General features: G+C 62.9%; 19 protein-coding genes. 11 read left to right on the top strand and 8 right to left on the bottom strand.

Features of this window, described 5'->3' with window-relative positions:
• Positions 1-30: 30 nt before the first annotated feature.
• Positions 31-2448, bottom strand: coding sequence for a penicillin-binding protein 1A (locus EO136_RS05450; RefSeq protein WP_127143456.1), 2418 nt, complete (start codon positions 2446-2448; stop codon positions 31-33).
• A gap of 106 nt (positions 2449-2554) precedes the next feature.
• The gene (locus tag EO136_RS05445) at positions 2555-3841 is read right to left on the bottom strand and encodes an N-acetylmuramoyl-L-alanine amidase (protein ID WP_127143455.1); all 1287 of its coding nucleotides are present in this window, start codon (positions 3839-3841) and stop codon (positions 2555-2557) included.
• A gap of 510 nt (positions 3842-4351) precedes the next feature.
• Between EO136_RS05445 and EO136_RS05440 the strand changes: the two genes are divergently transcribed.
• Positions 4352-7063, top strand: a complete 2712-nt coding sequence (locus EO136_RS05440) for an Rne/Rng family ribonuclease (RefSeq protein ID WP_127143454.1) — start codon at positions 4352-4354, stop codon at positions 7061-7063.
• A 63-nt stretch (positions 7064-7126) separates the two neighbouring features.
• Here EO136_RS05440 and EO136_RS05435 read toward each other — a convergent pair whose 3' ends face one another.
• Positions 7127-8269 (bottom strand): pyridoxal phosphate-dependent aminotransferase, encoded by a 1143-nt coding sequence (locus EO136_RS05435; RefSeq protein WP_127143453.1) that lies wholly within the window; start codon positions 8267-8269, stop codon positions 7127-7129.
• Positions 8270-8435: 166 nt separating this feature from the next.
• On the opposite strand from EO136_RS05435, the gene EO136_RS05430 reads away from it, so the two are divergent.
• The 7 genes from EO136_RS05430 to aat all read left to right on the top strand — a co-directional run bounded on the left by EO136_RS05430 (position 8436) and on the right by aat (position 13031).
• The gene (locus EO136_RS05430; RefSeq protein ID WP_164730447.1) at positions 8436-9305 is read left to right on the top strand and encodes a DsbA family protein; all 870 of its coding nucleotides are present in this window, start codon (positions 8436-8438) and stop codon (positions 9303-9305) included.
• Positions 9290-9664, top strand: a complete 375-nt coding sequence (locus EO136_RS05425) for a DUF2087 domain-containing protein (RefSeq protein WP_127143451.1) — start codon at positions 9290-9292, stop codon at positions 9662-9664. Before EO136_RS05430 ends, EO136_RS05425 begins: the two co-directional genes overlap by 16 nt.
• Before the next feature lie 74 nt (positions 9665-9738).
• A complete protein-coding gene (gene aroQ, locus EO136_RS05420) occupies positions 9739-10176 on the top strand; it encodes a type II 3-dehydroquinate dehydratase (RefSeq protein WP_127143450.1) in 438 nt (145 codons plus the stop codon).
• Positions 10177-10223: 47 nt separating this feature from the next.
• Positions 10224-10724, top strand: a complete 501-nt coding sequence (gene accB / locus EO136_RS05415) for an acetyl-CoA carboxylase biotin carboxyl carrier protein (RefSeq protein ID WP_127143449.1) — start codon at positions 10224-10226, stop codon at positions 10722-10724.
• A 16-nt stretch (positions 10725-10740) separates the two neighbouring features.
• Positions 10741-12087 (top strand): acetyl-CoA carboxylase biotin carboxylase subunit, encoded by a 1347-nt coding sequence (accC, locus tag EO136_RS05410; RefSeq protein WP_127143448.1) that lies wholly within the window; start codon positions 10741-10743, stop codon positions 12085-12087.
• Between the two features lie 4 nt (positions 12088-12091).
• Positions 12092-12400: a hypothetical protein gene (locus EO136_RS05405; RefSeq protein ID WP_127143447.1), complete on the top strand. Its 309-nt coding sequence runs from the start codon at positions 12092-12094 to the stop codon at positions 12398-12400.
• A complete protein-coding gene (aat, locus tag EO136_RS05400) occupies positions 12384-13031 on the top strand; it encodes a leucyl/phenylalanyl-tRNA--protein transferase (protein ID WP_127143446.1) in 648 nt (215 codons plus the stop codon). Before EO136_RS05405 ends, aat begins: the two co-directional genes overlap by 17 nt.
• On the opposite strand, the gene EO136_RS05395 is transcribed toward aat, so the two are convergent.
• From EO136_RS05395 to EO136_RS05385, 3 genes are all read right to left on the bottom strand, one after another.
• Positions 13015-13512: a GyrI-like domain-containing protein gene (locus EO136_RS05395; protein WP_127143445.1), complete on the bottom strand. Its 498-nt coding sequence runs from the start codon at positions 13510-13512 to the stop codon at positions 13015-13017. The two genes, aat and EO136_RS05395, sit on opposite strands and share 17 nt — an antisense overlap.
• Positions 13513-13632: 120 nt before the next feature.
• Entirely contained in the window at positions 13633-14055 is a 423-nt protein-coding gene (locus tag EO136_RS05390; protein ID WP_127143444.1) for a DUF2155 domain-containing protein, read from the bottom strand.
• A gap of 19 nt (positions 14056-14074) precedes the next feature.
• On the bottom strand, positions 14075-14473 hold the full coding sequence (locus EO136_RS05385; protein ID WP_127143443.1) for an NADH:ubiquinone oxidoreductase subunit NDUFA12: 399 nt from the start codon (positions 14471-14473) through the stop codon (positions 14075-14077).
• Positions 14474-15007: 534 nt separating this feature from the next.
• Here EO136_RS05385 and EO136_RS05380 point away from each other — a divergent pair.
• The 3 genes from EO136_RS05380 to EO136_RS05370 all read left to right on the top strand — a co-directional run bounded on the left by EO136_RS05380 (position 15008) and on the right by EO136_RS05370 (position 19794).
• Positions 15008-18697, top strand: coding sequence for a vitamin B12-dependent ribonucleotide reductase (locus EO136_RS05380; protein ID WP_127143442.1), 3690 nt, complete (start codon positions 15008-15010; stop codon positions 18695-18697).
• Positions 18698-18775: 78 nt separating this feature from the next.
• Positions 18776-19309: a hypothetical protein gene (locus EO136_RS05375; RefSeq protein WP_127143441.1), complete on the top strand. Its 534-nt coding sequence runs from the start codon at positions 18776-18778 to the stop codon at positions 19307-19309.
• Between the two features lie 305 nt (positions 19310-19614).
• Positions 19615-19794 (top strand): hypothetical protein, encoded by a 180-nt coding sequence (locus EO136_RS05370; RefSeq protein WP_127143440.1) that lies wholly within the window; start codon positions 19615-19617, stop codon positions 19792-19794.
• Between the two features lie 153 nt (positions 19795-19947).
• Here the strand turns inward: EO136_RS05370 and EO136_RS05365 are convergent, their stop codons facing one another.
• Together EO136_RS05365 and EO136_RS05360 are read right to left on the bottom strand one after the other, a co-directional pair.
• A complete protein-coding gene (locus tag EO136_RS05365) occupies positions 19948-20181 on the bottom strand; it encodes a hypothetical protein (protein ID WP_127143439.1) in 234 nt (77 codons plus the stop codon).
• A gap of 112 nt (positions 20182-20293) precedes the next feature.
• Entirely contained in the window at positions 20294-20767 is a 474-nt protein-coding gene (locus EO136_RS05360; protein ID WP_127143438.1) for a YbaK/EbsC family protein, read from the bottom strand.
• Positions 20768-20771: the final 4 nt, after the last annotated feature.

The following is a 20771-nucleotide window of genomic DNA, read 5'->3' as shown; positions in this document are numbered from 1 at the left end:
CAGAAAGCGCCATGCGATCAACCACCGCGATCAGAACAGCCCGCCTACGCCCATCTGGAAGCTGGTTGCGTCGCGCCGGTCGATATCGGTAAAGGCGGCCGAATCCACCCCGATGACCGAGGTGCGCGGATTGGGGCCGGTGCCCGGCTTGAAGAACTCCCGGATGCCCGAGCCGCCAGCCACGATCTCAACGCCCGTGGCCGGGTCGACCCAATCGGTCCGCAGGCCCTGGGGTACCGAGAACTGGGTGGGCGGAACGCCCTCAAGCGCATCGGCGACGAAATCGGCAAAGATCGGCGCGGCGAGTTCGCCACCGGTCGCCGAATTGCCCATGCGCCGGGGTGTGTCATAGCCGAGATAGACCCCGACGGCGAGTTCGGGGGTAAAACCCACAAACCAGGCGTCCTTGTAGTCGTTGGTCGTGCCGGTCTTACCCGCGACCGGGCGATTGACCCGCTGCACGGCAGTTCCGGTGCCGCGCTGGATGACGCCTTCGAGCATGGAGGTGATCTGATAGGCGGTCATGGGATCGAGCACCTGATCGCGGTTGTCCACGATCGCGGGCGCCGCCTGACCCTGCCAGTCCGCCTGCCGGCAACTTTCGCAGAGGCGCTGGTCGTGCCGGTAGATTGTCTTGCCATAGCGGTCCTGGATCCGGTCGATGAGCGTCGGGGTGATCTTGCGGCCGCCATTGGCGATGGTTGCGTAGGCGGCGGTCAGCCGCAGCACGGTAGTCTCGCCCGATCCCAGCGACATCGACAGGAGCGGCGGCATGGCATCGTAGATGCCGAAAAGGCGCGCATACTCGGCGATCATGGGCATGCCCATGTCCCGCGAGAGGCGCACCGTCATCACGTTGCGCGAGCGCTCGAGCCCACGCCGCAGGGTTTGCGGGCCGTAGAACTGGCTCGAATAATTCTCGGGACGCCAGACAGACCCGTCCGCGTTCACGACCTCCAGCGGGGCATCGAGGATCACGGACGCCGGAGTATATCCATTGTCGAGCGCGGCAGCATAAACGAAGGGCTTGAAGGACGAGCCGGGCTGGCGCATGGCCTGCGTCGCGCGGTTGAACTCGCTTTCATCAAATGAGAACCCTCCAACCATGGCCAGAACCCGGCCCGTCCTGGGGTCCATGGCCACCAGAGCACCGCCGATCTCGGGAACCTGACGGAGCCCGTAGCGGTCTTGGGTATCGGCGACCCGCTCCACATAGATGACGTCGCCGCGCGAAAGCACAGAGGAGATCGACTGGGATATCCAGGGCACGTCGCTGCCCTGCAGCGATCCCTCGACGCGACGGCTGGACACCCGGCCATCCACGGACACGCCGGGCCGAAGCCCGATGGTGGCGCTATTGCCCTCGGCCTCGAGAACGACCGCGAGCTGCCACTCGGGAACGTCGCTCAGCGGATCGATCTCGGCGAGCTGACTGCCCCAGTCCTCGCCGATCTCAATGCTCTCGACCGGACCGCGATAGCCCTGCCCCTGATCGAAGCGGACGAGCCCATCCATCAGGGCGCTGCGGGCCTTGGCCTGGAGCTCGGGCGTGAGCGAGGTGCGAACCGACATGCCGCCGCCATAGAGCTGGTCGGACCCGTAGAGCGAACCGAGTTGGCGGCGTACCTCCTCGGTGAAGTATTCAGCCGAATAGAGCTGCGAACCGCTGGTGCGCGGGACCACGTTGAGGTTCTCGGCCTTGGCACTCTCGGCCACCTCGCCGGTGATGAAGCCGTTCTCGGCCATGCGGTCGAGCACCCAGTTGCGCCTCTCGATGGCGGCTGCCGGGCGCCGGAAGGGATGATAATTGGCCGGCCCCTTGGGGAGCGCGGCCAGATAGGCGGCTTCGGCATGGGTGAGCTCGTAGAGCGCCTTGTCGAAATAGTTCAGCGCCGCGGCGGCGACGCCGTAGGAACTGAACCCGAAGAATATCTCGTTGAGATACAGCTCGAGGATTTCGTCCTTGGAAAAGGCGCGCTCGATCCTCAAGGCAAGAAGCGCTTCCCTGATCTTGCGGTCGAAGGTCTGGTCGGACGTCAGAAGGAAGTTCTTGGCCACCTGCTGGGTGATCGTGGATGCCCCGACGAGGTTGCCGCTACGGCCCTCGACCACCTGCATGATGTTGTCCCGCGCGGCCCGGAAGATCGCCGCGGGATCGATGCCGATATGGCTGTAGAAATCCTTGTCCTCGGCTGAGAGGAAGGCGTGGATCACGTGAGCAGGCATGGTAGCGACCGGCTGGAAAAGCCGTCTCTCCCGGGCGAACTCAGCCAGAAGCATCCCGTCCTCGGCGTGGACGCGCGTCGTTACGGGCGGCGCATAATCCTCAAGCGAGGCATATTCGGGCAGATCGTTGCTGATCGCCCAGAGATAATAAACCCCGCCCGCGAAGATGCCCAATCCGACGAACGCGCCGAACGCAAAAAGCCAGCCTAGCAAGCGAACCATACGTGCCTTTCCAATGCCCCCGCATGTTTCGCGCCCGAGCGACGCGGCCCGTTCCTACGGTATCAGAATCGGAACTCAATGTGTCATCGGATGGGTAAAAAGAGCGCTACTGCGCCGCAAGCGTAGGCGTGGGCTGCTCGATTTCGTCGAAATAGATCGCGATCCCGCGTGCCAGCGCTGTCGCCACCCGATCCAGCCAGGCATCTGTCGCGAGATTTTCGGAATCGTCGCGATTGGACAGGAACCCCAGCTCTACGAGAACCGAGGGAATATCAGGCGCGCGCAGAACGACGAAGTCGGCCTGCCGCAGCGGGAAGCGGCGCAACTGGATCGAGGGTTCGAGCTGATCCACCATTGCACGGGCCGCGATATAGGACTGCCGGCGCGTCTCGCGGCCCAGAAAGTCCACTAGAACGTCGACGACCGCCGGCTCGTCGGGCGGCAGATCGAACCCGCCGACGAGATCGGCGCGATTCTCGTTCTCGGCGAGCGCACGATCCATGGCATCCAGAACGAGATCGCCGCGTGTGTAGACCGATGCGCCCCGGACGTCTTCCTGATCAAAGGAATCGGCGTGAAGCGACACAAAGAGGTTGGCCTGATTCTGCCGAGCCAGGCCCAGCCTGTCCTCTAGCCCGAGGAAGACGTCGGTGTCGCGCGTCAGCGCGATGTCAAAGCGTCCCGTTTCGGCCAGAATGCTCTCGAGTTTCAGCGCGAACGCCAGAACAATATTCTTTTCCTCGAGCCCGCCCGTAGACCGCGCGCCGCCGTCCACTCCCCCATGCCCGGGATCGATAACAATGAGGGGACGCGCGTTCGGTGAGCCGCCGCCCGCAGTCTGGCCGGGCGCCGTTTCCTGCCCGTCCAATACGGTCGCACCGGCAACCGAAGGCCCATCCGCCTGATCTTGCTGGCGGGCGTTGGCCGCGAAATTTTCTGCCGTGTCGGGAATCAGGTCGAGCACCAGACGGGCCGGCTGATCCTCGAACGGCTCGAGAATATAGGACTGCTGGACCTGGGCGGGACCATTGAGGGCCAGTTCCACCCGCACGCGATCAGCCCCAAGAGCCTCAAGGGTATGGCTGGGCACCAGCACGCCCGGGCCGGCGCTCTCGTGCTCCCGGGGGTCGCCGGCCTGCGCACGAAGCTCGACCACAAGCCGCGCCGGATCGGTCAGCGTGTAGTAGGCGAACTCTGTGGGACCCGTCAGATCGAGCACGAGGCGCCCGCGCTCGGTGGTCGTAGTGACACGCGAATCAAGGACAGCCGGAATCTCGGCACCATCGGCTTCGGCTTGTGGCGCGGCCTCCTGTCCCATCGCGCTTGATGCGAAGAACATTGAGACCAGGACCAGCAGAAACCCTGCCACCTGCCGACGATACGCTAAGGTCATGAACAACTCCGTTTAGCGCCAACCATATGCGATTCTGATGGCGCGTACCCCCGGGATCGTGACACGTCCTTACGGGCCTTGACGGGCATTTTCTATTGCCAATTCGTCGCTACACTCGTAAGGACGTAGATGCCGCGTGATCCGGCCTGCTGCGAATCCGGCCATACCGCCTCTGATATCGAAATGGGGCGCAATTCCGGCCAAGGCGCGCAACCGAACAGGAAAAGCGGCAATTATGAAGTTTCGGCCCCCCACGGGGAGCCGGCAGGCGACCCGGAGGCCACTTCGGCGCCGCCATCAGGACGAGGTCGACCGGGTTGAGGCTGTTTATACGCGACACCAATTACACTGCGTGCCGTAGCCCCCTGCCCGGTTCATCAACGACCCCTGCCCGCACAGTACCGAGCGCATCTCGCGTTCCGCCCCCAATGACATTCGCCTCGCATGGCGCCCCCCATATCCGACCGACAAGGGTCAGGATGGGCGCGCGAGAGCGTGGAGTTTCTATTTATGGCTACGAAAAGAATGCTGGTGGATGCCACCCACCCGGAAGAAACACGGATCGTTGTCACTCACGGTAACAAGCTCGAGGAATTCGACTTCGAATCGGCCGAACGGCGACAGCTGAGAGGCAACATCTATCTGGCAAAGGTCACGCGCGTGGAGCCCTCGCTCCAGGCGGCCTTCGTGGAATATGGCGGCAACCGCCATGGTTTCCTCGCCTTCTCGGAAATCCACCCGGACTATTACCAGATCCCGGTCGCCGACCGGGAGGCGCTCATGCGCGCCGAGGAAGAGGAGGCGCACGAAGAAGACGCGGCGGCCGACGAGGCCGAAGACAGCGCTGACGCCGAGACCGCTAATGGCGACGACAACGGCGAAAACGGTTCGAACGGCGACAAGAAGGTCGAGCAGCTCGGCGAAGGCGATGCCCTCGAAGACCTGCACGAGCGCCCGCGCCGCAACCAGCGCAGATACAAAATCCAGGAAGTCATCAAACGCCGGCAGGTTCTGCTGGTGCAGGTGGTCAAGGAAGAGCGCGGCAACAAGGGCGCGGCTCTCACGACGTATCTTTCGCTGGCCGGCCGCTATTCGGTGCTCATGCCCAACACCGCGCGCGGTGGCGGGATCTCGCGCAAGATCACCAGCGCCGCCGATCGCAAGAGGCTCAAGGAAGTCGCGTCCGAGCTCGAAGTGCCCAAGGGCATGGGGATCATTCTGCGCACCGCCGGCGCCTCTCGCACCAAGGCCGAGGTCAAGCGCGACTTCGAATACCTGATGCGGCTCTGGGAGAACGTGCGCACGCTCACGCTCGAATCCTCGGCGCCATGCCTGGTTTACGAGGAAGGCAGCCTGATCAAGCGAACGATCCGTGATCTTTACAACAAGGATCTGGCCGAAGTGTTGGTCGCCGGCGACGCGGCCTATCGCGAAGCCAAGGACTTCATGCGCATGATCATGCCGAGCCATTCCAAGAATGTGCAGGCATACAAGGATGATGTGCCGATTTTCTCACGTTTCAACGTGGAGAGTCAGCTCGATTCCATGTTCCACCCGCAGGTCACCCTGCCCTCGGGCGGATATATCGTGATCAATCCGACCGAAGCGCTGGTCTCGATCGACGTGAACTCGGGTCGGGCGACCAAGGAACACAATATCGAGGACACGGCGCTTCAGACCAATCTCGAGGCGGCCGAAGAGATTTCCCGCCAGCTGCGGTTGCGCGACCTTGCCGGGCTGATCGTGATCGACTTCATCGACATGGAGGAGAAGCGCAACAACCGCTCGGTGGAACGCAAGCTCAAGGATTGCCTCAAGAACGACCGGGCCCGCATCCAAGTCGGCCATATCAGCCATTTCGGCCTGATGGAGATGAGCCGCCAGCGCATGCGCTTCGGCGTGCTGGAGAGTTCGACCCACTCGTGCCCCACATGCGCGGGAACAGGTCTCGTGCGCTCGGTGTCCAGCCTGGCGCTGATGATCATGCGCGCGATCGAAGACCATGTGCTGCGCAAGCCCGGCATCTCGATCAACGTCAACATGCCCACGGAAGTCGCGCTCTATATCCTCAACTCCAAGCGCCACATCCTTTCGGCGCTCGAGGAACGGCACGGGCTGTCGATCACCATTTCCGCATCCAATGGATTGGTCGGCAACCAGTTCAACATCGAACGCGGCGAGACGCGCAATCCGGTGCCCGTCGAGGCATCGCACATCCGGGCTGATGCAGCCTCGATGGACGATTACGATGATGTTGAGGAAGAAGAGGCTCCCGAAGTCGCGGAGGAAGAGGCTCAGGCCGATGCCGAGCCAGACACGTCCGACCAGGGCAACGGCCGGAACAGCAAGCGCCGACGCCGGCGCCGGCGCGGCGGCCAGAAGGACGACGTCCCCCAGCAGAGCGCGCCGCACGCCGAAGCCACATCCGAGGACGACCAGTCTGGTGACGAGGAACAGGAAACCCTGGCATCTGACGGCGAAGATGATGATCAGCCGCGCAAGCGGCGGCGTCGCGGGCGCCGGGGTGGCCGTCGCAACCGGCGCGGCCAGGACGAGAACCAGCCCCTCGATGCATCGTCGGGTGATGATGCCCCTCGGGAGGCCTCTCCCGCCGAGGCGGACGCTGAGAGCACCGTCGAAACCGATGCGGTGGTCAGCGATGCCGACGCCATGAACGCGGTCGAGGACCGGTCCAGCCCGGCACCTCTGGCCGTGGCAGCCGACGATGCGCCCGCACCGGCTGCGCCCGACGAACCGGCGGAAAAGCCGGCGCGCAAGCCGCGACGCAGCCGCAGCCGCAAGGTGGCCACGGCCGAAACCGGGGAACCCGCAAGCGAACAACCGGCAACCGGTGATGAAGAGGCTTCCGCAGAAGCCGAAGCGCCAAAGGAAAAGCCGACGCGTAAGCGCACGCCGCGCAAGCGCGCCACCAAGAAGGCTGCCGAGGAGAAGGCCGAGGCCGGCCAAGACGCCAGTGCAGCGGAAGCCGTAGAGGAAACGCCGCAGCATCCCGAGCCCGCCCCCGCCGACGCCGCGCCCAGCGAAGTGGTGGAAACGGAGACGACATCCGAGCCGCAGGCTGAGCCCGAGGCGGAAGACGACGCTGCCTCCGGGAGAAAGAAGGTAACGTCCGACGATATCATCGTCTCCTCGAGTGGCGACGCGGAACAGGACAAGCCCAAGAAGGCAGGCTGGTGGCAGCGCCGGCTCGGCCTGGGCTGAGAGGCTCACGCTAGCCAAGCAACATCGAAGAAAGGGCCCCGCCTCGGCGGGGCCTTTTGCTGTTCAGCCCCTGCCGAGGAACGCGTCCATCCGGTCGAGTGCGTCCTCGATGTCCGCGCGCGTGCCCGCATAGGAAAAGCGCACGAACTTGTGCCCGTCTATGCGGTCGAAATCGGCCCCCGGCGTGCTGGCCACCCCGGCGAGCTCAAGCATCGAGATGCAGAAATCCATGGTGTCGTTGGTGAACGCCGAGGCATTCACATAAGCATAGAACGCCCCGTCCGCGGGCCGTGTATCGCCGAAGCCCAGGCGCTCAAGGCCAGCGGCGAGGATCGCGCGATTCTCCGAGTATTCGGCCTTGCGCGCCTCGTAGTAGGCACTTTCGTCAAGGGCTGCGAGGGCGGCACGCTGGGAGATGCTGGACGCGGAGATGAAGAGGCTCTGGGCCATGATCTCGGCCCGCCGCACGATATCCTCAGGCATGACCAGCCAGCCGATCCGCCAGCCTGTCATGCAGTAATACTTGGAAAAGCTGTTGACGACGATGGCCTCGTCACCAGCCTCGAGCGCGGACGCGTCGGGCCCGGTATGGTTGAGGCCATGGTAGATCTCGTCGGAAATGAACCGGACACCCAGACGGCTGCAGCACGCCATGATTGCTGCGAGCGCCTCAGAATCGAGCGCCGCACCGGTCGGATTGGCGGGGCTGGCCAGCAGCAACCCCTCGAACGGGCACTCTTGCCAGGTCGCCTCAATGGCCTCAGGGGTCAGAACCCAGCCATTGGCTGCGCTCAAGGGCAGCTCGACGGCGGAGAAATTCAGCGCGGCGAGCGTGTTGAGATAGGCGGGATACCCCGGGCGCGTCACCGCGATCCGCGCGCCGGGCTGGAAGGCTGAAAGGAAGGTGAGGATGAACCCGCTTGAGGACCCCATGGTCACGATGATTCGATCGGGGTCGATATCCACCCCGTGCCGTTCCCGGTAACGGGCCGACAGACGTGCCCGCAGCAGCGGGTCGCCCTTCGCTGCGGTATATCCTGAACGGATGTCGAGCCCGGCCCGTACGGCACCGAGAACACCGGGAGCGGGCGAGGCACCCGGCTCGCCGATTTCGAGATGCCGGACCGTCCGGCCCTGGGCCTCGAGCGCCTTGGCACGCGCAAGAATTTCCATGGCATAGAAGGGGCGCAGCATTTCCTGGGTCATCTTCGATCCTGTCCGGGGCGTCGACGCACACTTAGGTGACCCTGCTGGCGAGGTCCAGCACCGTCCCGCGCACCAGCTTATGATCGGCCTCAGCGTCCGCGAGTGTTGCGCCAAACGCCGATTGAAGTCATGAAACCCCGACGGAGCCATGGAATCGGAGAGATCGATGCAAACCACGGTCAACATCGTCCTGGGTGCGGCTGTGCTCGGGCTGGCTGGCGCGCTGGTGGCGAGCCATCTCTCCCGCCCGGCACCGGGCCCAAGCGAAGCCGAAATCGCGGCGATGATCGACCGGGCGGTCGCCGAACAAGTGGGCGCGCAGGCCGCAGCCGGCCCTGCCCCGGACACTGCGTTCGACAGCGCAGGCATCGATGAGCGGATCGAATCCTATCTGCTGGAAAATCCACGGCTCCTGGAGCGGATGTCCACGGCGCTCGAACAGCAACTCCAGGCCGAAGAGAGCGAGATGGCCCGGGTCGCGCTCACCGAAATGGCCGATGACATCTATTCGGATCCCGACAACATCGTGCTCGGCAACCCCGAGGGTGACGTCACCCTCGTTGAATTGTTCGATTACAATTGCGGCTATTGCCGCCAGGTGGTTGCGGACGTTCTCTCGCTGGTCGAGGAGGACCCGAACCTGCGCGTGATCCTCAAGGAATTCCCCATTCTCTCGCAAGGATCGGTGGACGCGGCCCGCGTGGGCATCCTTGTCAACCGCGAAGAGAACGCGGACTACGCCGCGTTTCACACCGCGCTGTTTTCGGCCCGCGGCGCGGTCGACCGCGAAGCGGCGCTCGAGGCTGCAGAATCAGTCGGGCTCAACCGGGTGACCACCGAACTGGACATGGAAGCAGCGGACGTGACCTCTGCCATCGAGCGGTCCTACTCCATCGCCCAGGGCCTGGGCATTTCGGGCACGCCCACCTTCATCATCGGCAACGAAGTGCTGCCCGGTGCCGTGCCCAAGGCCGAGCTTGCCCGCCGGATCGCCAACATGCGCGCCTGCGGCAGCACGGTTTGCGACCAATCCTGACGGGCATGGACGACGGGAGCGAGGCCACACACCGTCAAGAAGAGCGCGTCGCGCGGTGCTTTTCCAGCAATGGTCGGTTGCAGCGCTGGCCGGCCCGTCGTGCGGACCAGATCGTGGTGCTGTGGATCGTCTGGGCGCAATTGCCGGCCAATGGACACCGCTCCGAGGCCGAGATCACCGCGACGCTGCGCACATGGCACGATCTGGGGGACCCACTGACCCTGAGGCGCCAGCTTGTCGACCTCGATCTTTTGCGCCGCACCCCGGACGGCGCCATTTACACTCGAGTGGCCCGCACCGACATACCCGATGCCGCGGCGCGGCTTTCAGACCGGTTCGACGCGTGCGGGACGCTGTAGCTCTGGCCTTTTCGGTGCATTTCGTATAACGCGAGCTTGCACTTGACAGTTGCGTGTCGGAAAACCGGGAAATCATGGCGAAACGCGTTCTCATCCTAAACGGGCCGAACCTCAACCTGCTCGGTACGAGGGAGCCCGGCGTTTATGGCGCCGCCACTCTCGCTGACGTAGAGGTGCTGTGCACCGATCGCTGCGAGGCCCATGGGCTGGAATGTGATTTCAGGCAGTCCAATCACGAGGGCGAACTCGTGGACTGGATCCAGCAGGCACGGGGCACCGCAGAGGGCGTCGTCATCAACCCCGCGGCCTATTCCCATACTTCGGTGGCCATCCATGACGCCCTACGGATGCTGGACGTTCCGATCATCGAAGTTCATCTGACCAACATTCACCAGCGCGAGCCGTTCCGGCATCATTCCTATGTATCCGCGGTCGCGCGCGGCGTCGTTTGCGGCCTCGGCCCATCTGGCTATACACTGGCCATCGATGCGCTGGCCGAGTTCATTGATTGAAAAGCAGGGATCCCGAACCAGCGGGATCGCGTGGAGACAGAACCGAAATGGCTAAAATCTCGCAGGTCGATCAGGACCTCATCCGCACCATTGCAGAACTCGTCAGGGATGCAGACCTGGCCGAGATCGAACTTGAGCAGGATGATTTCCGCATCCGCGTGACGCGCACCCTGCCCGCGCGCGAAGTGGTGCACGTGTCCGGCCCCGCCTATGGCGCCCCGGCACCTGCAGCGCCCGCCCCCACCCCCGCTGCCGCTGCTCCGGCGGCAGCAACCTCGGTAGCCGAGGCGAGCAGCGACGAGATCGCCGCAAGCCCCGCAACCCTGACCTCTCCGATGGTCGGCACGGCCTACCTCTCACCCGAACCCGGCGCACGGCCCTTCGTGGAAGTGGGCAGCAAGGTCGCCGAAGGCCAGACGGTGCTGATCATCGAGGCCATGAAGACTATGAACCAGATTCCCGCGCACAAGTCGGGCACCATCACGCGCATCCTCGTGACCGACGCAACGCCCGTCGAGTACGGCGAGCCGCTCATGGTCATCGAGTAACAAAGAAAGCTCCCACATGTTCTCCAAGGTCCTCATCGCCAACCGGGGCGAGATTGCGCTGCGTATTCTGCGCGCCTGCAAGGAACTGGGCATACAGACGGTGGCCATCCACTCGCAGGCCGACGCCAACGCCATGCATGTGCGCCTGGCCGACGAAAGCGTCTGCGTGGGCCCCAATCAGGCCCGTGACAGCTATCTCAACATCCCATCGATCCTGGCTGCCTGCGAGATCACCGGCGCCGAAGCGGTCCACCCCGGATACGGCTTTCTGTCCGAGAATGCGCGGTTCGCGCGGATTCTCGAAGAGCACAAGATCTCGTTCATCGGCCCCTCGGCCCATCACATCGAAATCATGGGCGACAAGATTCAGGCCAAGAAGACTGCGCTAGAACTCGGCATTCCCTGCGTGCCGGGTTCGGCCGGCGCCGTGACCACCGAGGCCGAAGCGCGCACCACGGCGGTCGAGATCGGCTATCCGGTGCTCATCAAGGCCGCCGCCGGCGGCGGCGGGCGCGGCATGAAGGTCGCGAAATCCGAAGCGGAGCTCTCTTTCGCATTTTCCACCGCCCGCACCGAAGCAAAGGCCGCCTTCGGCGACGATGCGGTCTACATGGAAAAATACCTCGAAAAGCCGCGCCACATCGAAGTCCAGGTCATTGGCGACGGCCAGGGCAACGCCGTCCATCTCGGCACCCGCGACTGCTCGCTGCAACGCCGTCACCAGAAGGTCTGGGAAGAAGCCACCGCTCCCACCGTGCCGATGGAAGAGCAGATCCGCATCGGCGAGATCTGCGCCGCCGCCATGCGAAAGATGAGCTATTCGGGCGCCGGCACGGTCGAATTTCTTTACGAGAACGGCGAGTTCTACTTCATCGAGATGAACACCCGGCTTCAGGTCGAGCATCCGGTGACCGAGCGCATCACCAATTTCGATATTGTTTATGAACAGATCCGCGTCGCCGCCGGGGAGCCGCTTTCGCTCGAGCAGAAGGACGTGGCGTTCTGGGGCCATGCCATCGAGGTGCGGATCAATGCCGAAGATCCCCAGACTTTTGCGCCCTCGCCCGGGCGCATCACCTATTACCATCCCGCAGGCGGCGTTGGCGTGCGCGTGGATGCGGCGGTCTATCAGGGCTATACGATCCCGCCCTATTACGACAGCCTGATCGGCAAGCTGATCGTCCATGGCAGGGACCGGCCCGAGTGCCTGCAGCGACTCAACCGCGCGCTGGATGAGTTCATCGTCGACGGCATCAAGACGACGTTGCCGCTCTTCCGGCGACTCATCAAGGAGCCCGATATCCAGTCGGGCAATTACGACATCCATTGGCTCGAGAAATTCCTCGAAGCCAACAAGAGCTGATCCGATGAGTGAGGCCGACCGCATCGCAGCGCCGGCCTCCGATCCCTTTGCCTTTTTCGAGGTCGTGCGCTTCGCGTCTGCCGCCGCTCTCGAGTACGCCGCCATCGACGGGCTTGAAGGGTACGTCGCCGGCAAGGGCGACCCTCCCGATGACGAGATCGCCGTGTTCTTTTACGATATCGAGCGCGTCTGGTGCGTACCGGCAGCCTTTTGCACGAGCATGGGACGCATCGACGAGCAGGAAAGGGCTCATTCGCAATGGGCCCAGGCGCAGATCGAAAAGCGACGCCGGAACGATGACGCGCAGAAATAGCGACCCGTTCGATGTGGAACTGACCCCCGAGCTTATCGTGCGGGCCTATCAGTCCGGCATATTCCCGATGGCCGAGGATGCGGACGATCCCGAGATTTTCTGGGTCTGCCCCCAGATGCGCGGGATCATCCCGCTCGATGGATTCAAGCCGTCAAAAAGCCTCGCCAAGGCGCTGCGCAAAAAGAACTATTCCATCGTCGTCGACACCGATTTCGAGGCCGTGATCTCCGCCTGCGCCGCCCCGGCTCCCGGACGGGACGAAACCTGGATCAACCGCACGATCCGTGAGCTCTACGGTGCGCTCTTTGACCAGGGCATCTGTCATACGGTGGAGGTCTATGATGGCGAGAGACTGGTCGGCGGGCTCTATGGCCTGGCGATCGGCGGGGCATTCTTTGGCGAATCCATGTTTCACCGCGAGCGCGACACCTCGAAGATGGCGCTCACCCATCTTGTGTCGCGCCTCAAGACCGGTGGCTTTGCGCTGCTCGACACCCAGTTCGTCACCGACCATCTGATGTCACTCGGGGCTGTCGAGATCCCGCGCAAACGCTACGAGTCGCTGCTGGCCGCAGCCCTGCCCCTGCGCGCCGATTTCTCGGCCTGGGACCGGCTCAATCGGCCAGCTTGAACGCAAGCGTGGTGACCCAATCCTTCGGATCGGGCGTCGAGGCCGGATTGGTCTCGTAGATCTCGAGCCGGCAGGCAAAATAGTCCCCGTCAGGCCTCGCATGCATGTCGAACTCGTGCCCGACCAGGCGACACCACCCGATCAACATGGCGGTTGCCTGCACAAGCCCGTCGAAATGCCCGTGCCACGCCACCGTGGCATACCGCCCGGCTGGCAAGGTGCCGAAGCGAACGCCCTCGCCCTCCTGCCCGGCCAGACCGACCGGAACGCCAGCCTCGACGTCGAGGGTATCGGCCATATTGATGCGTCGGTAGTTGTAGAAGGGAGCGGCAGCAGGCGCAATTCCCTGTCCGGCGAGAAAGGGAAAGAGACTGGAAAAGCCTTGGTCGGCCGGCGTCTGCATCTGGTCCATGCGGACGGTGAACGGGATGTAGGCGTATGGCTGTTCAGGCCGCGTGACGATTTCGGGCAGAGTAAGCATGGTTCGATCTCCTTGATCCAGCGGTGGGTCATCAACCAAGGACGCGGCGCGAAGCCTCGACCCGACACCCTACGGTGGCGGATTTGCATGTCGATTCTAGCCAATAGGCAAGAGCCTGGGCTAGCGCTGGTCGGGCGGGATGATGTCGGATGTCTGTTTGCAGCCAACCAGCCAGATGTCGTAGACCGCATCGTCAACGGCGCTGAGCGCCGGGCTCTCGGCGAACATCCAGCCCGAAAAGATCCGCGCCATGGTGGCCCGCAGCGAAACACGGTCGACTTCGACGAAAACCGAGGCGTCCTGGGCTTGGGTCTGTGGGCGCGAGTAGCAGGCGCGTGGGGTGAGTTGGAGCGAGCCGAATTGCACAGTCTCGTCGACATAGACGTCGAACGTGGTGATGCGGCCCGTGATCTTGTCCAGGCCGCTGAAGACGGCAACGGGATTTGGGATGTCCTGAGCCTGAACCGCACCCACGCCGCACGCGACCAGCAAGCAGCCGAGCAGCGCCGCGCCAAGCCGTCGAACGGGTCTCCCAACGCTCACGAGCGGCGCCGGCGCAGGATTATTCCGGAGACCAGGCGTCGTAATCACCCGAGACGCGCGGGCGCGATGCCGGCGTGAGAATCGAACCCTCGGGCCGATAGGCCTGGGCTGTGCCTGTCATGTTGGGCAGGTGCGGCTTTTCCCATTCGCGGGCCTGATAGACAGCCTCGCTGGGGGCGACGTCGGTGCGGTGATGCATCCAGCCGTGCCAGCCGGCGGGAATGGCCGAAGCTTCTGCAGGCCCATTATAGATGACCCAGCGCCGGTCGTCCTTCTTGCCCTTGTAGTAGACGTTGCCAAGCTCGTCTTCCCCGACCCTGATCCCGCGCAGGCGCGTGAAAATCCGGGTTGAGAGTGTTTGGCCGTGCCACCAGCCGAAAAGCTCGAAAAAGATCTGCTTGAAGCCGTTCTGAGCCACGAGGAACACCTGAATGAGATGACTGTTGGGAGCCGTTTATCACAGCCACCGGTCCCGGCCTAGTCCGCACCCACGACATCGTGCCGCAGCGGCTCCGGGATGCGTCCACAACCGGTGGATAATCTCGCCAGACCCGCAAAAAAACCGCTTGACGCATCCTTCCGATTCGCATGCACGGGATCCGCATTTTGAGGAAGCGTGCAATCATCGGCACTTACGCTGGCCATTGAAGACCGCACTCCATGTCTGCCCCGCGCCAACGGGCCCCCCAGCCGGATCGCGTGCAGGTGAAACGATGATGACGTTTTCCTCGCTATCCACAGCGAAAACCACTATATTTGGGAAAACAGCCCGGACAGACCACTAGGGTTAGTCGTATTGGTGCGATTGACGAGCGCCCCCGGAATCGCAAAACCTTGTTTTCAGAGCGCCGGAATCGAGCGCTGTCACCATCGACCTTTTCAGGCCGGTCCATCGTCTCCCGCAATGCCAGGCCAGGCAAGCGGGCGAACTTCAGTTTGGGGAACCATTGGAATGCATATTGAGCGGCGATTCACCACGGCAGGCGAAGGCGCCTATGCCGGCATCGAGTTCCGGAGCGCAACGAGCGAGATCCGTAATCCTGACGGATCGGTGGTGTTCAAGCTCGAGGACATCGCCGTGCCTGCGCCCTGGAGCCAGGTCGCGGCTGACATCATCGCCCAGAAATATTTCCGTAAAGCCGGCGTCGCCAAGGTCCTGAAGAAGGTCGAGGAGAATGACGTTCCCTCCTGGCTCTGGCGTTCGGTGCCCGACGAAAAGGCGCTCGACAAACTGTCCCAGGACGAACGCTTCGGCTCGGAAATGGACAGCCGCCAGGTCTTTGACCGGCTTGCCGGCGCCTGGACCTATTGGGGCTGGAAGGGCGGCTATTTCTCGTCCGAGGACGACGCGCGCACATTCTATGACGAGCTGCGCTACATGCTGGCGACACAACGGGTCGCCCCCAACTCCCCGCAGTGGTTCAACACCGGCCTGCACTGGGCCTATGGCATCGACGGCCCCGGCCAGGGCCATTTCTATGTCGACCCCTTCACTCACAAGCTGGTGCAGTCCAAATCGGCCTACGAGCATCCCCAGCCCCACGCCTGCTTCATCCAGTCGGTCGAAGACGATCTGGTCAACGAGAACGGCATCATGGACCTTTGGGTTCGCGAGGCGCGACTGTTCAAGTACGGCTCGGGCACGGGCACCAATTTCTCGGCGCTGCGCGGCTCGGGCGAAAAGCTTTCGGGGGGCGGCAAGTCCTCGGGGCTGATGAGCTTTCTCAAGATCGGCGACCGCGCTGCGGGCGCGATCAAGTCCGGCGGCACGACCCGCCGCGCCGCCAAGATGGTGGTGATCGACATCGATCACCCCGATGTCGAGGAATATATCAACTGGAAGGTCAAGGAAGAGCAGAAGGTCGCCGCGCTGGTCACCGGCTCGAAAATCGTCTCCCGGCACCTCAAGCTGATCATGAAGGCCGCGGTCAATTGTGACGGCCATGCCGACGACTGCTTCGACCCCAACAAGAACCCCGCGCTCAAGCGCGAGGTCAAGGCCGCCAAGAAGGCGCTGGTGCCCGAGAACTACATTTTCCGGGTGATCCAGTTCGCGCGCCAAGGCTATACCGACCTCGAATTTCCAGTCTATGACACCGACTGGGACTCCGAAGCCTATCTGACGGTTTCGGGCCAGAACTCGAACAATTCGGTGCGCGTGACCGACGCCTTCCTCGATGCGGTCGAGAACGACGGCGACTGGAACCTGACCGCCCGTCAGGACGGACGGGTCACCAAGACCCTCAAGGCCCGCGACCTCTGGGAAACCGTGGGCTATGCCGCCTGGGCGTGCGCCGATCCCGGCATCCAGTACCACACCACCATCAACGACTGGCACACCTGCTCGGAGGCCGGTCCGATCAACGCGTCCAACCCGTGCTCGGAATATATGTTCCTCGACGACACGGCGTGCAACCTGGCGTCTATCAACCTGCTGCCCTATCGCGGCAAGGACGGGGTGTTCAACGCGGGCGATTACGAGCATACGGTCCGACTGTGGACGCTGGTGCTGGAAATCTCGGTGATGATGGCCCAGTTCCCCTCCAAGGCCATCGCAGAACGCTCCTACCTCTATCGTACGCTGGGCCTGGGCTATGCCAATATCGGCGGGCTGCTGATGACCTCTGGCATCCCCTATGACAGCGACGAGGGTCGGGCGATTGCCGGCGCGCTGACCGCGATCCTCACCGGCGTGTCCTATGCGACCTCGGCCGAGATCGCCTCGGAGCTGGGCGCCTTCAAGGATTACAAGCGCAACGCCAAATCCATGCTTCGCGTGATCCGCAACCACCGCAACGCGGCCCATGGCAATGCCGAGGGCTACGAGAAGCTGGCGATCGCGCCAGTCCCGCTCGACCACGCCTCCTGCCCCGACAAGTCGCTCGTCGAGCGCGCCGTCGCGGCCTGGGACAAGGCGCTGGAGCTGGGCGAAAAGCACGGTTATCGCAACGCACAGGTCTCGGTGATTGCGCCTACGGGCACCATCGGGCTGGTGATGGATTGCGACACCACGGGCATCGAGCCGGACTTCGCTCTGGTCAAGTTCAAGAAGCTGGCCGGCGGCGGCTACTTCAAGATCATCAACCGCGCCGTGCCCCAGGCCCTGCGCACGCTGGGCTATTCCGAAGACCAGATCGCCGAGATCGAGGCCTATGCGGTGGGCCATGGCAACATGAACCAGGCACCGGGCATCAACCCCGCGACACTCGCCACCAAGGGCTTCCCCGCGGACAAGATCGCCACGCTCAACGCGGCGATGAAGTCGGCCTTCGACGTCAAGTTCGTGTTCAACCAGTGGACGCTGGGCGCCGATTTCCTCAAAGACCTCGGGGTCTCCGACGAGCAGCTCGTCGATCCCACCTTCGAGCTACTGCCCTTCCTTGGCTTTGCCAAAAAGGACATCGAGGCCGCCAACATCCACGTTTGCGGCGCCATGACGCTCGAGGGCGCGCCGTTCATCAAGGCCGAGCACCTGCCGGTGTTCGACTGCGCCTCGCCCTGCGGCAAGATCGGCAAGCGCTACCTGTCGGTGGAAAGCCACATCCGCATGATGGCGGCGGCCCAGCCGTTCATCTCCGGCGCCATTTCCAAGACCATCAACATGCCCAATGCGGCCACGGTCGAGGATTGCAAGGAAAGCTACATGCTCTCCTGGAAGCTGGCGCTCAAGGCCAACGCGCTCTATCGCGACGGCTCCAAGCTCAGCCAGCCGCTCAATGCCTCCATCCTCGCCGATGAGGACGAGGAGGACGACGCCGAGGACCTCGCCGCCATGCCGCTCGCCGAGCGGGCTCCGGCGGTTGCCGAGCGGATCGTGGAGCGCATCATCGAAAAAGCCGTGCGCGATCGCGAGAAGATGCCGCATCGTCGCAAGGGCTACACCCAGAAGGCCATCGTGGGCGGGCACAAGGTCTATCTGCGCACCGGCGAATATGATGACGGGCGTCTGGGCGAAATCTTCATCGACATGCACAAGGAAGGCGCCGCCTTCCGGGCCATGATGAATAATTTCGCCATCGCCATCTCGCTGGGCCTGCAATACGGCGTGCCGCTGGACGAGTTCGTGGAGGCCTTCACCTTCACGCGCTTCGAGCCGGCCGGGCTGGTGATGGGCAACGACCAGATCAAGAACGCGACCTCCATCCTCGACTACGTGTTCCGCGAGCTGGCCATCTCCTATCTGGACCGTACCGATCTGGCCCATGTCACCCCCGATGCGGGCGCGACCTCGATCGGCGCGGGCGTCTCCGAAGACCGTCAGGTCAAGGAGCGCGCGGCCCCCTCGCCCGTCTCGGCGGACCGGTTCGTCTCACGCGGGATGACCCGTGGCCGGGTCAAGGACAAGAACCTGATGCTGGTTTCGTCCCATGACCTGAACCTGCCCAACCCGGTGCAGGCCCTGCAGGCCACCACGGTGACGGCGCTCAAGTCCGGCACGGCCCTCAAGCCGGAGGCGGACTACGAGGCCGAAGCCGCGACACCGGAAGCCAGCTCGGCCAAGGACGCCACCACCCTGAGGCTGGAAGCCCAGATGAAGGGCTATGTCGGAGAGGCGTGCTCGGAGTGCCAGAACTTCACCCTGGTGCGCAACGGCACGTGTTTGAAGTGTGACACGTGCGGGTCGACGACCGGGTGTAGTTGAGCAATGGCGACTTGATTATGATGATGACCTAATAAGTGGCCTCGGCACACGCCGAGGCCATTTCATTGTGGGGCGACCATGAGAAAACGGCCTGACCGGGAAGACTACGTTTTCATAATCATTATGTTTGGTGTGATTGCGTTACTCTGGTTTGCGTATGCATATCAGGCCTGCAGTGCAGTCGAAACGCATTGCCTCCTCGATGGTTTGAAAGAATGGCAAACCCTTCTAACCGGCATTTTTACACTTATAGCAGCAATCATTGCTGGCAATGTTGCGCTGAGAGCAGCAGCGCGACAAATATCTGCTGCCACCGATCAATATGCGCAAACCGTTAGGCCCTTCGTTATCGCCAGGCTCAACACATACGCGGGAGTCATTTTCATGCCGGAAATAGAAAATATTGGTCGATCGCCAGCAAAAAATCTGCGCCTCGGGATAGACAAAGATTTTTTTGAATTTGGTGATCGAAGGAACATTAAGGATTCCAGCGCCTTCACGAGAACAATCTCTCACTTCGCACCAGGAGAAAAAATATCGTTCTACCTTTCCCAGGGCTTTAATATGGATTCTGATCGAACGCCATCGAGTTTCACCATCAGCGCTGAATAAGCATTCAACGCGCACATATATAGAGAACATTGTCTAATAGATACGAACCCATATTCTGATGTTGCTGCTCTAAAAAATCTCGAAGATCATCTAAGGGATATCTCGAAGAACATCGAAAAAATTGCAAATAGAACGTAGCCTATACAATTTGGCTGAACGCCTACCGCCAGTTCTCAACCCAGTATGTCGAAGTTAGCCGTGCCGTGAGGGACATTGGAGAGCCCCATTCACCTATCGACAGATCCCGCTCAGATGGGCGACAAGCCGGGCGCGTTCGCAAATTATGATTCTGGAGCCGCGCTGCGATGACCGACGACCCCTCGATTCTGATTTACGGCCTCGCGGCTGTCGTGGTGCTGTGGCTGGTCTTTGCCATGATGCGAAAGCTGTTCGGCATCGCCATTATCCTGGCCCTCGCTGTCGGCGCCTGGATGGTCTGGAACGATCCCGATATTCTCGCAGGCCTCTGGGCCACTTTCGATTAGACAGGATGGCGAATTTCAAAGCCGCCTGGAGCAGATCCTGTTCTGATGCAATCAGATGAGGCGCTCCAAGCCTTTGATGTGTCGCGTTTCCGGACCGGAAAAATGCGACCATCCCGGATCAGGGTCTGGCACAGGCATTTTCCCCGAACCGCTTCAAGCCTCCTCGAACCGCACCTTGACCCCGCGCTGGCGGAAATAGGCCTGCATGGTCTTGCGGCCCGAGCGGTTGTTCTGGGCCAGCTTGGTGGGGTCGAAGACAGCCTCGGTGACGCCCTCGCGGGCCATGGCCTGCTTGAGGGTGGCGATGTGGGCGTCGATGTCGGCGTTGTCCGCCTGCAGCGATGCGTAGATGGTGTCGGTTGCCTGGGCTACGGTCGGCTCGCTCATGGGCCGGTCTCCTTTTTCAATGCGGTTTTGCAGCCCGATTAGCACAGATCGCTCTGCCCGCCATGGAGAACATGCCTTCTGCGGGACGAGGATGGGCGCGATCGCGGATGGATCAGTCGGCCGGGGGCGCCTGCCCCACATCCACCCATTGGGCCTCGGTGATCTCGGCCAGCCGGTCTGGCGCGATGCGCAGGGCAGAATTGGGACTGCCTGCGGCGGGGACCACGACGTCGAACGCCTTCAGGCTGATGTCGCAATAAACCGGGATGGGCGCTGCGAGCCCGAAAGGGCACACCCCACCCACCGGGTGGCCGGTCACGGCCTCGACCTCGTCAAGCCCGAGCATCCTGACCTTGCCTCCGAACACGGCGCGCGCCTTCTTGTTGTCGAGCCGCGCGGTGCCGCTGGTGACCACGAGCACCACCGCATCGCCGACCCGCAGCGAGAGCGTTTTGGCGATCTGCGCCGGCTCCACACCATGGGCTTGGGCTGCAAGCGGCACGGTTGCGCTGCTCGCCGAAGTTTCGATGATTGCGATCTCGGGCGCGCGTTCGGCAAGGAAGGAGCGGACGGACGAAAGGCTCATGGAC

Origin of the sequence: Pelagibacterium montanilacus (assembly GCF_003992665.1) — a bacterium.
In the GTDB taxonomy this organism is placed as follows: Bacteria; Pseudomonadota; Alphaproteobacteria; order Rhizobiales; family Devosiaceae; genus Pelagibacterium; species Pelagibacterium montanilacus.
This window is presented reverse-complemented; position numbering and strand designations above follow the sequence as displayed.

Coding starts and splice junctions, on each gene's coding strand:
- EO136_RS05360 (WP_127143438.1), bottom strand. CDS start 20,767: ATGAGCCTTTCGTCCGTCCGCTCCTTCCTTGCCGAACGCGCGCCCGAG.
- EO136_RS05380 (WP_127143442.1), top strand. CDS start 15,008: ATGCATATTGAGCGGCGATTCACCACGGCAGGCGAAGGCGCCTATGCC.
- EO136_RS05405 (WP_127143447.1), top strand. CDS start 12,092: ATGAGTGAGGCCGACCGCATCGCAGCGCCGGCCTCCGATCCCTTTGCC.
- accB (WP_127143449.1), top strand. CDS start 10,224: ATGGCTAAAATCTCGCAGGTCGATCAGGACCTCATCCGCACCATTGCA.
- EO136_RS05430 (WP_164730447.1), top strand. CDS start 8,436: ATGCAAACCACGGTCAACATCGTCCTGGGTGCGGCTGTGCTCGGGCTG.
- aat (WP_127143446.1), top strand. CDS start 12,384: ATGACGCGCAGAAATAGCGACCCGTTCGATGTGGAACTGACCCCCGAG.
- EO136_RS05445 (WP_127143455.1), bottom strand. CDS start 3,841: ATGACCTTAGCGTATCGTCGGCAGGTGGCAGGGTTTCTGCTGGTCCTG.
- EO136_RS05375 (WP_127143441.1), top strand. CDS start 18,776: ATGAGAAAACGGCCTGACCGGGAAGACTACGTTTTCATAATCATTATG.
- EO136_RS05395 (WP_127143445.1), bottom strand. CDS start 13,512: ATGCTTACTCTGCCCGAAATCGTCACGCGGCCTGAACAGCCATACGCC.
- EO136_RS05370 (WP_127143440.1), top strand. CDS start 19,615: ATGACCGACGACCCCTCGATTCTGATTTACGGCCTCGCGGCTGTCGTG.
- EO136_RS05365 (WP_127143439.1), bottom strand. CDS start 20,181: ATGAGCGAGCCGACCGTAGCCCAGGCAACCGACACCATCTACGCATCG.
- EO136_RS05450 (WP_127143456.1), bottom strand. CDS start 2,448: ATGGTTCGCTTGCTAGGCTGGCTTTTTGCGTTCGGCGCGTTCGTCGGA.
- EO136_RS05440 (WP_127143454.1), top strand. CDS start 4,352: ATGGCTACGAAAAGAATGCTGGTGGATGCCACCCACCCGGAAGAAACA.
- aroQ (WP_127143450.1), top strand. CDS start 9,739: ATGGCGAAACGCGTTCTCATCCTAAACGGGCCGAACCTCAACCTGCTC.
- accC (WP_127143448.1), top strand. CDS start 10,741: ATGTTCTCCAAGGTCCTCATCGCCAACCGGGGCGAGATTGCGCTGCGT.
- EO136_RS05435 (WP_127143453.1), bottom strand. CDS start 8,269: ATGACCCAGGAAATGCTGCGCCCCTTCTATGCCATGGAAATTCTTGCG.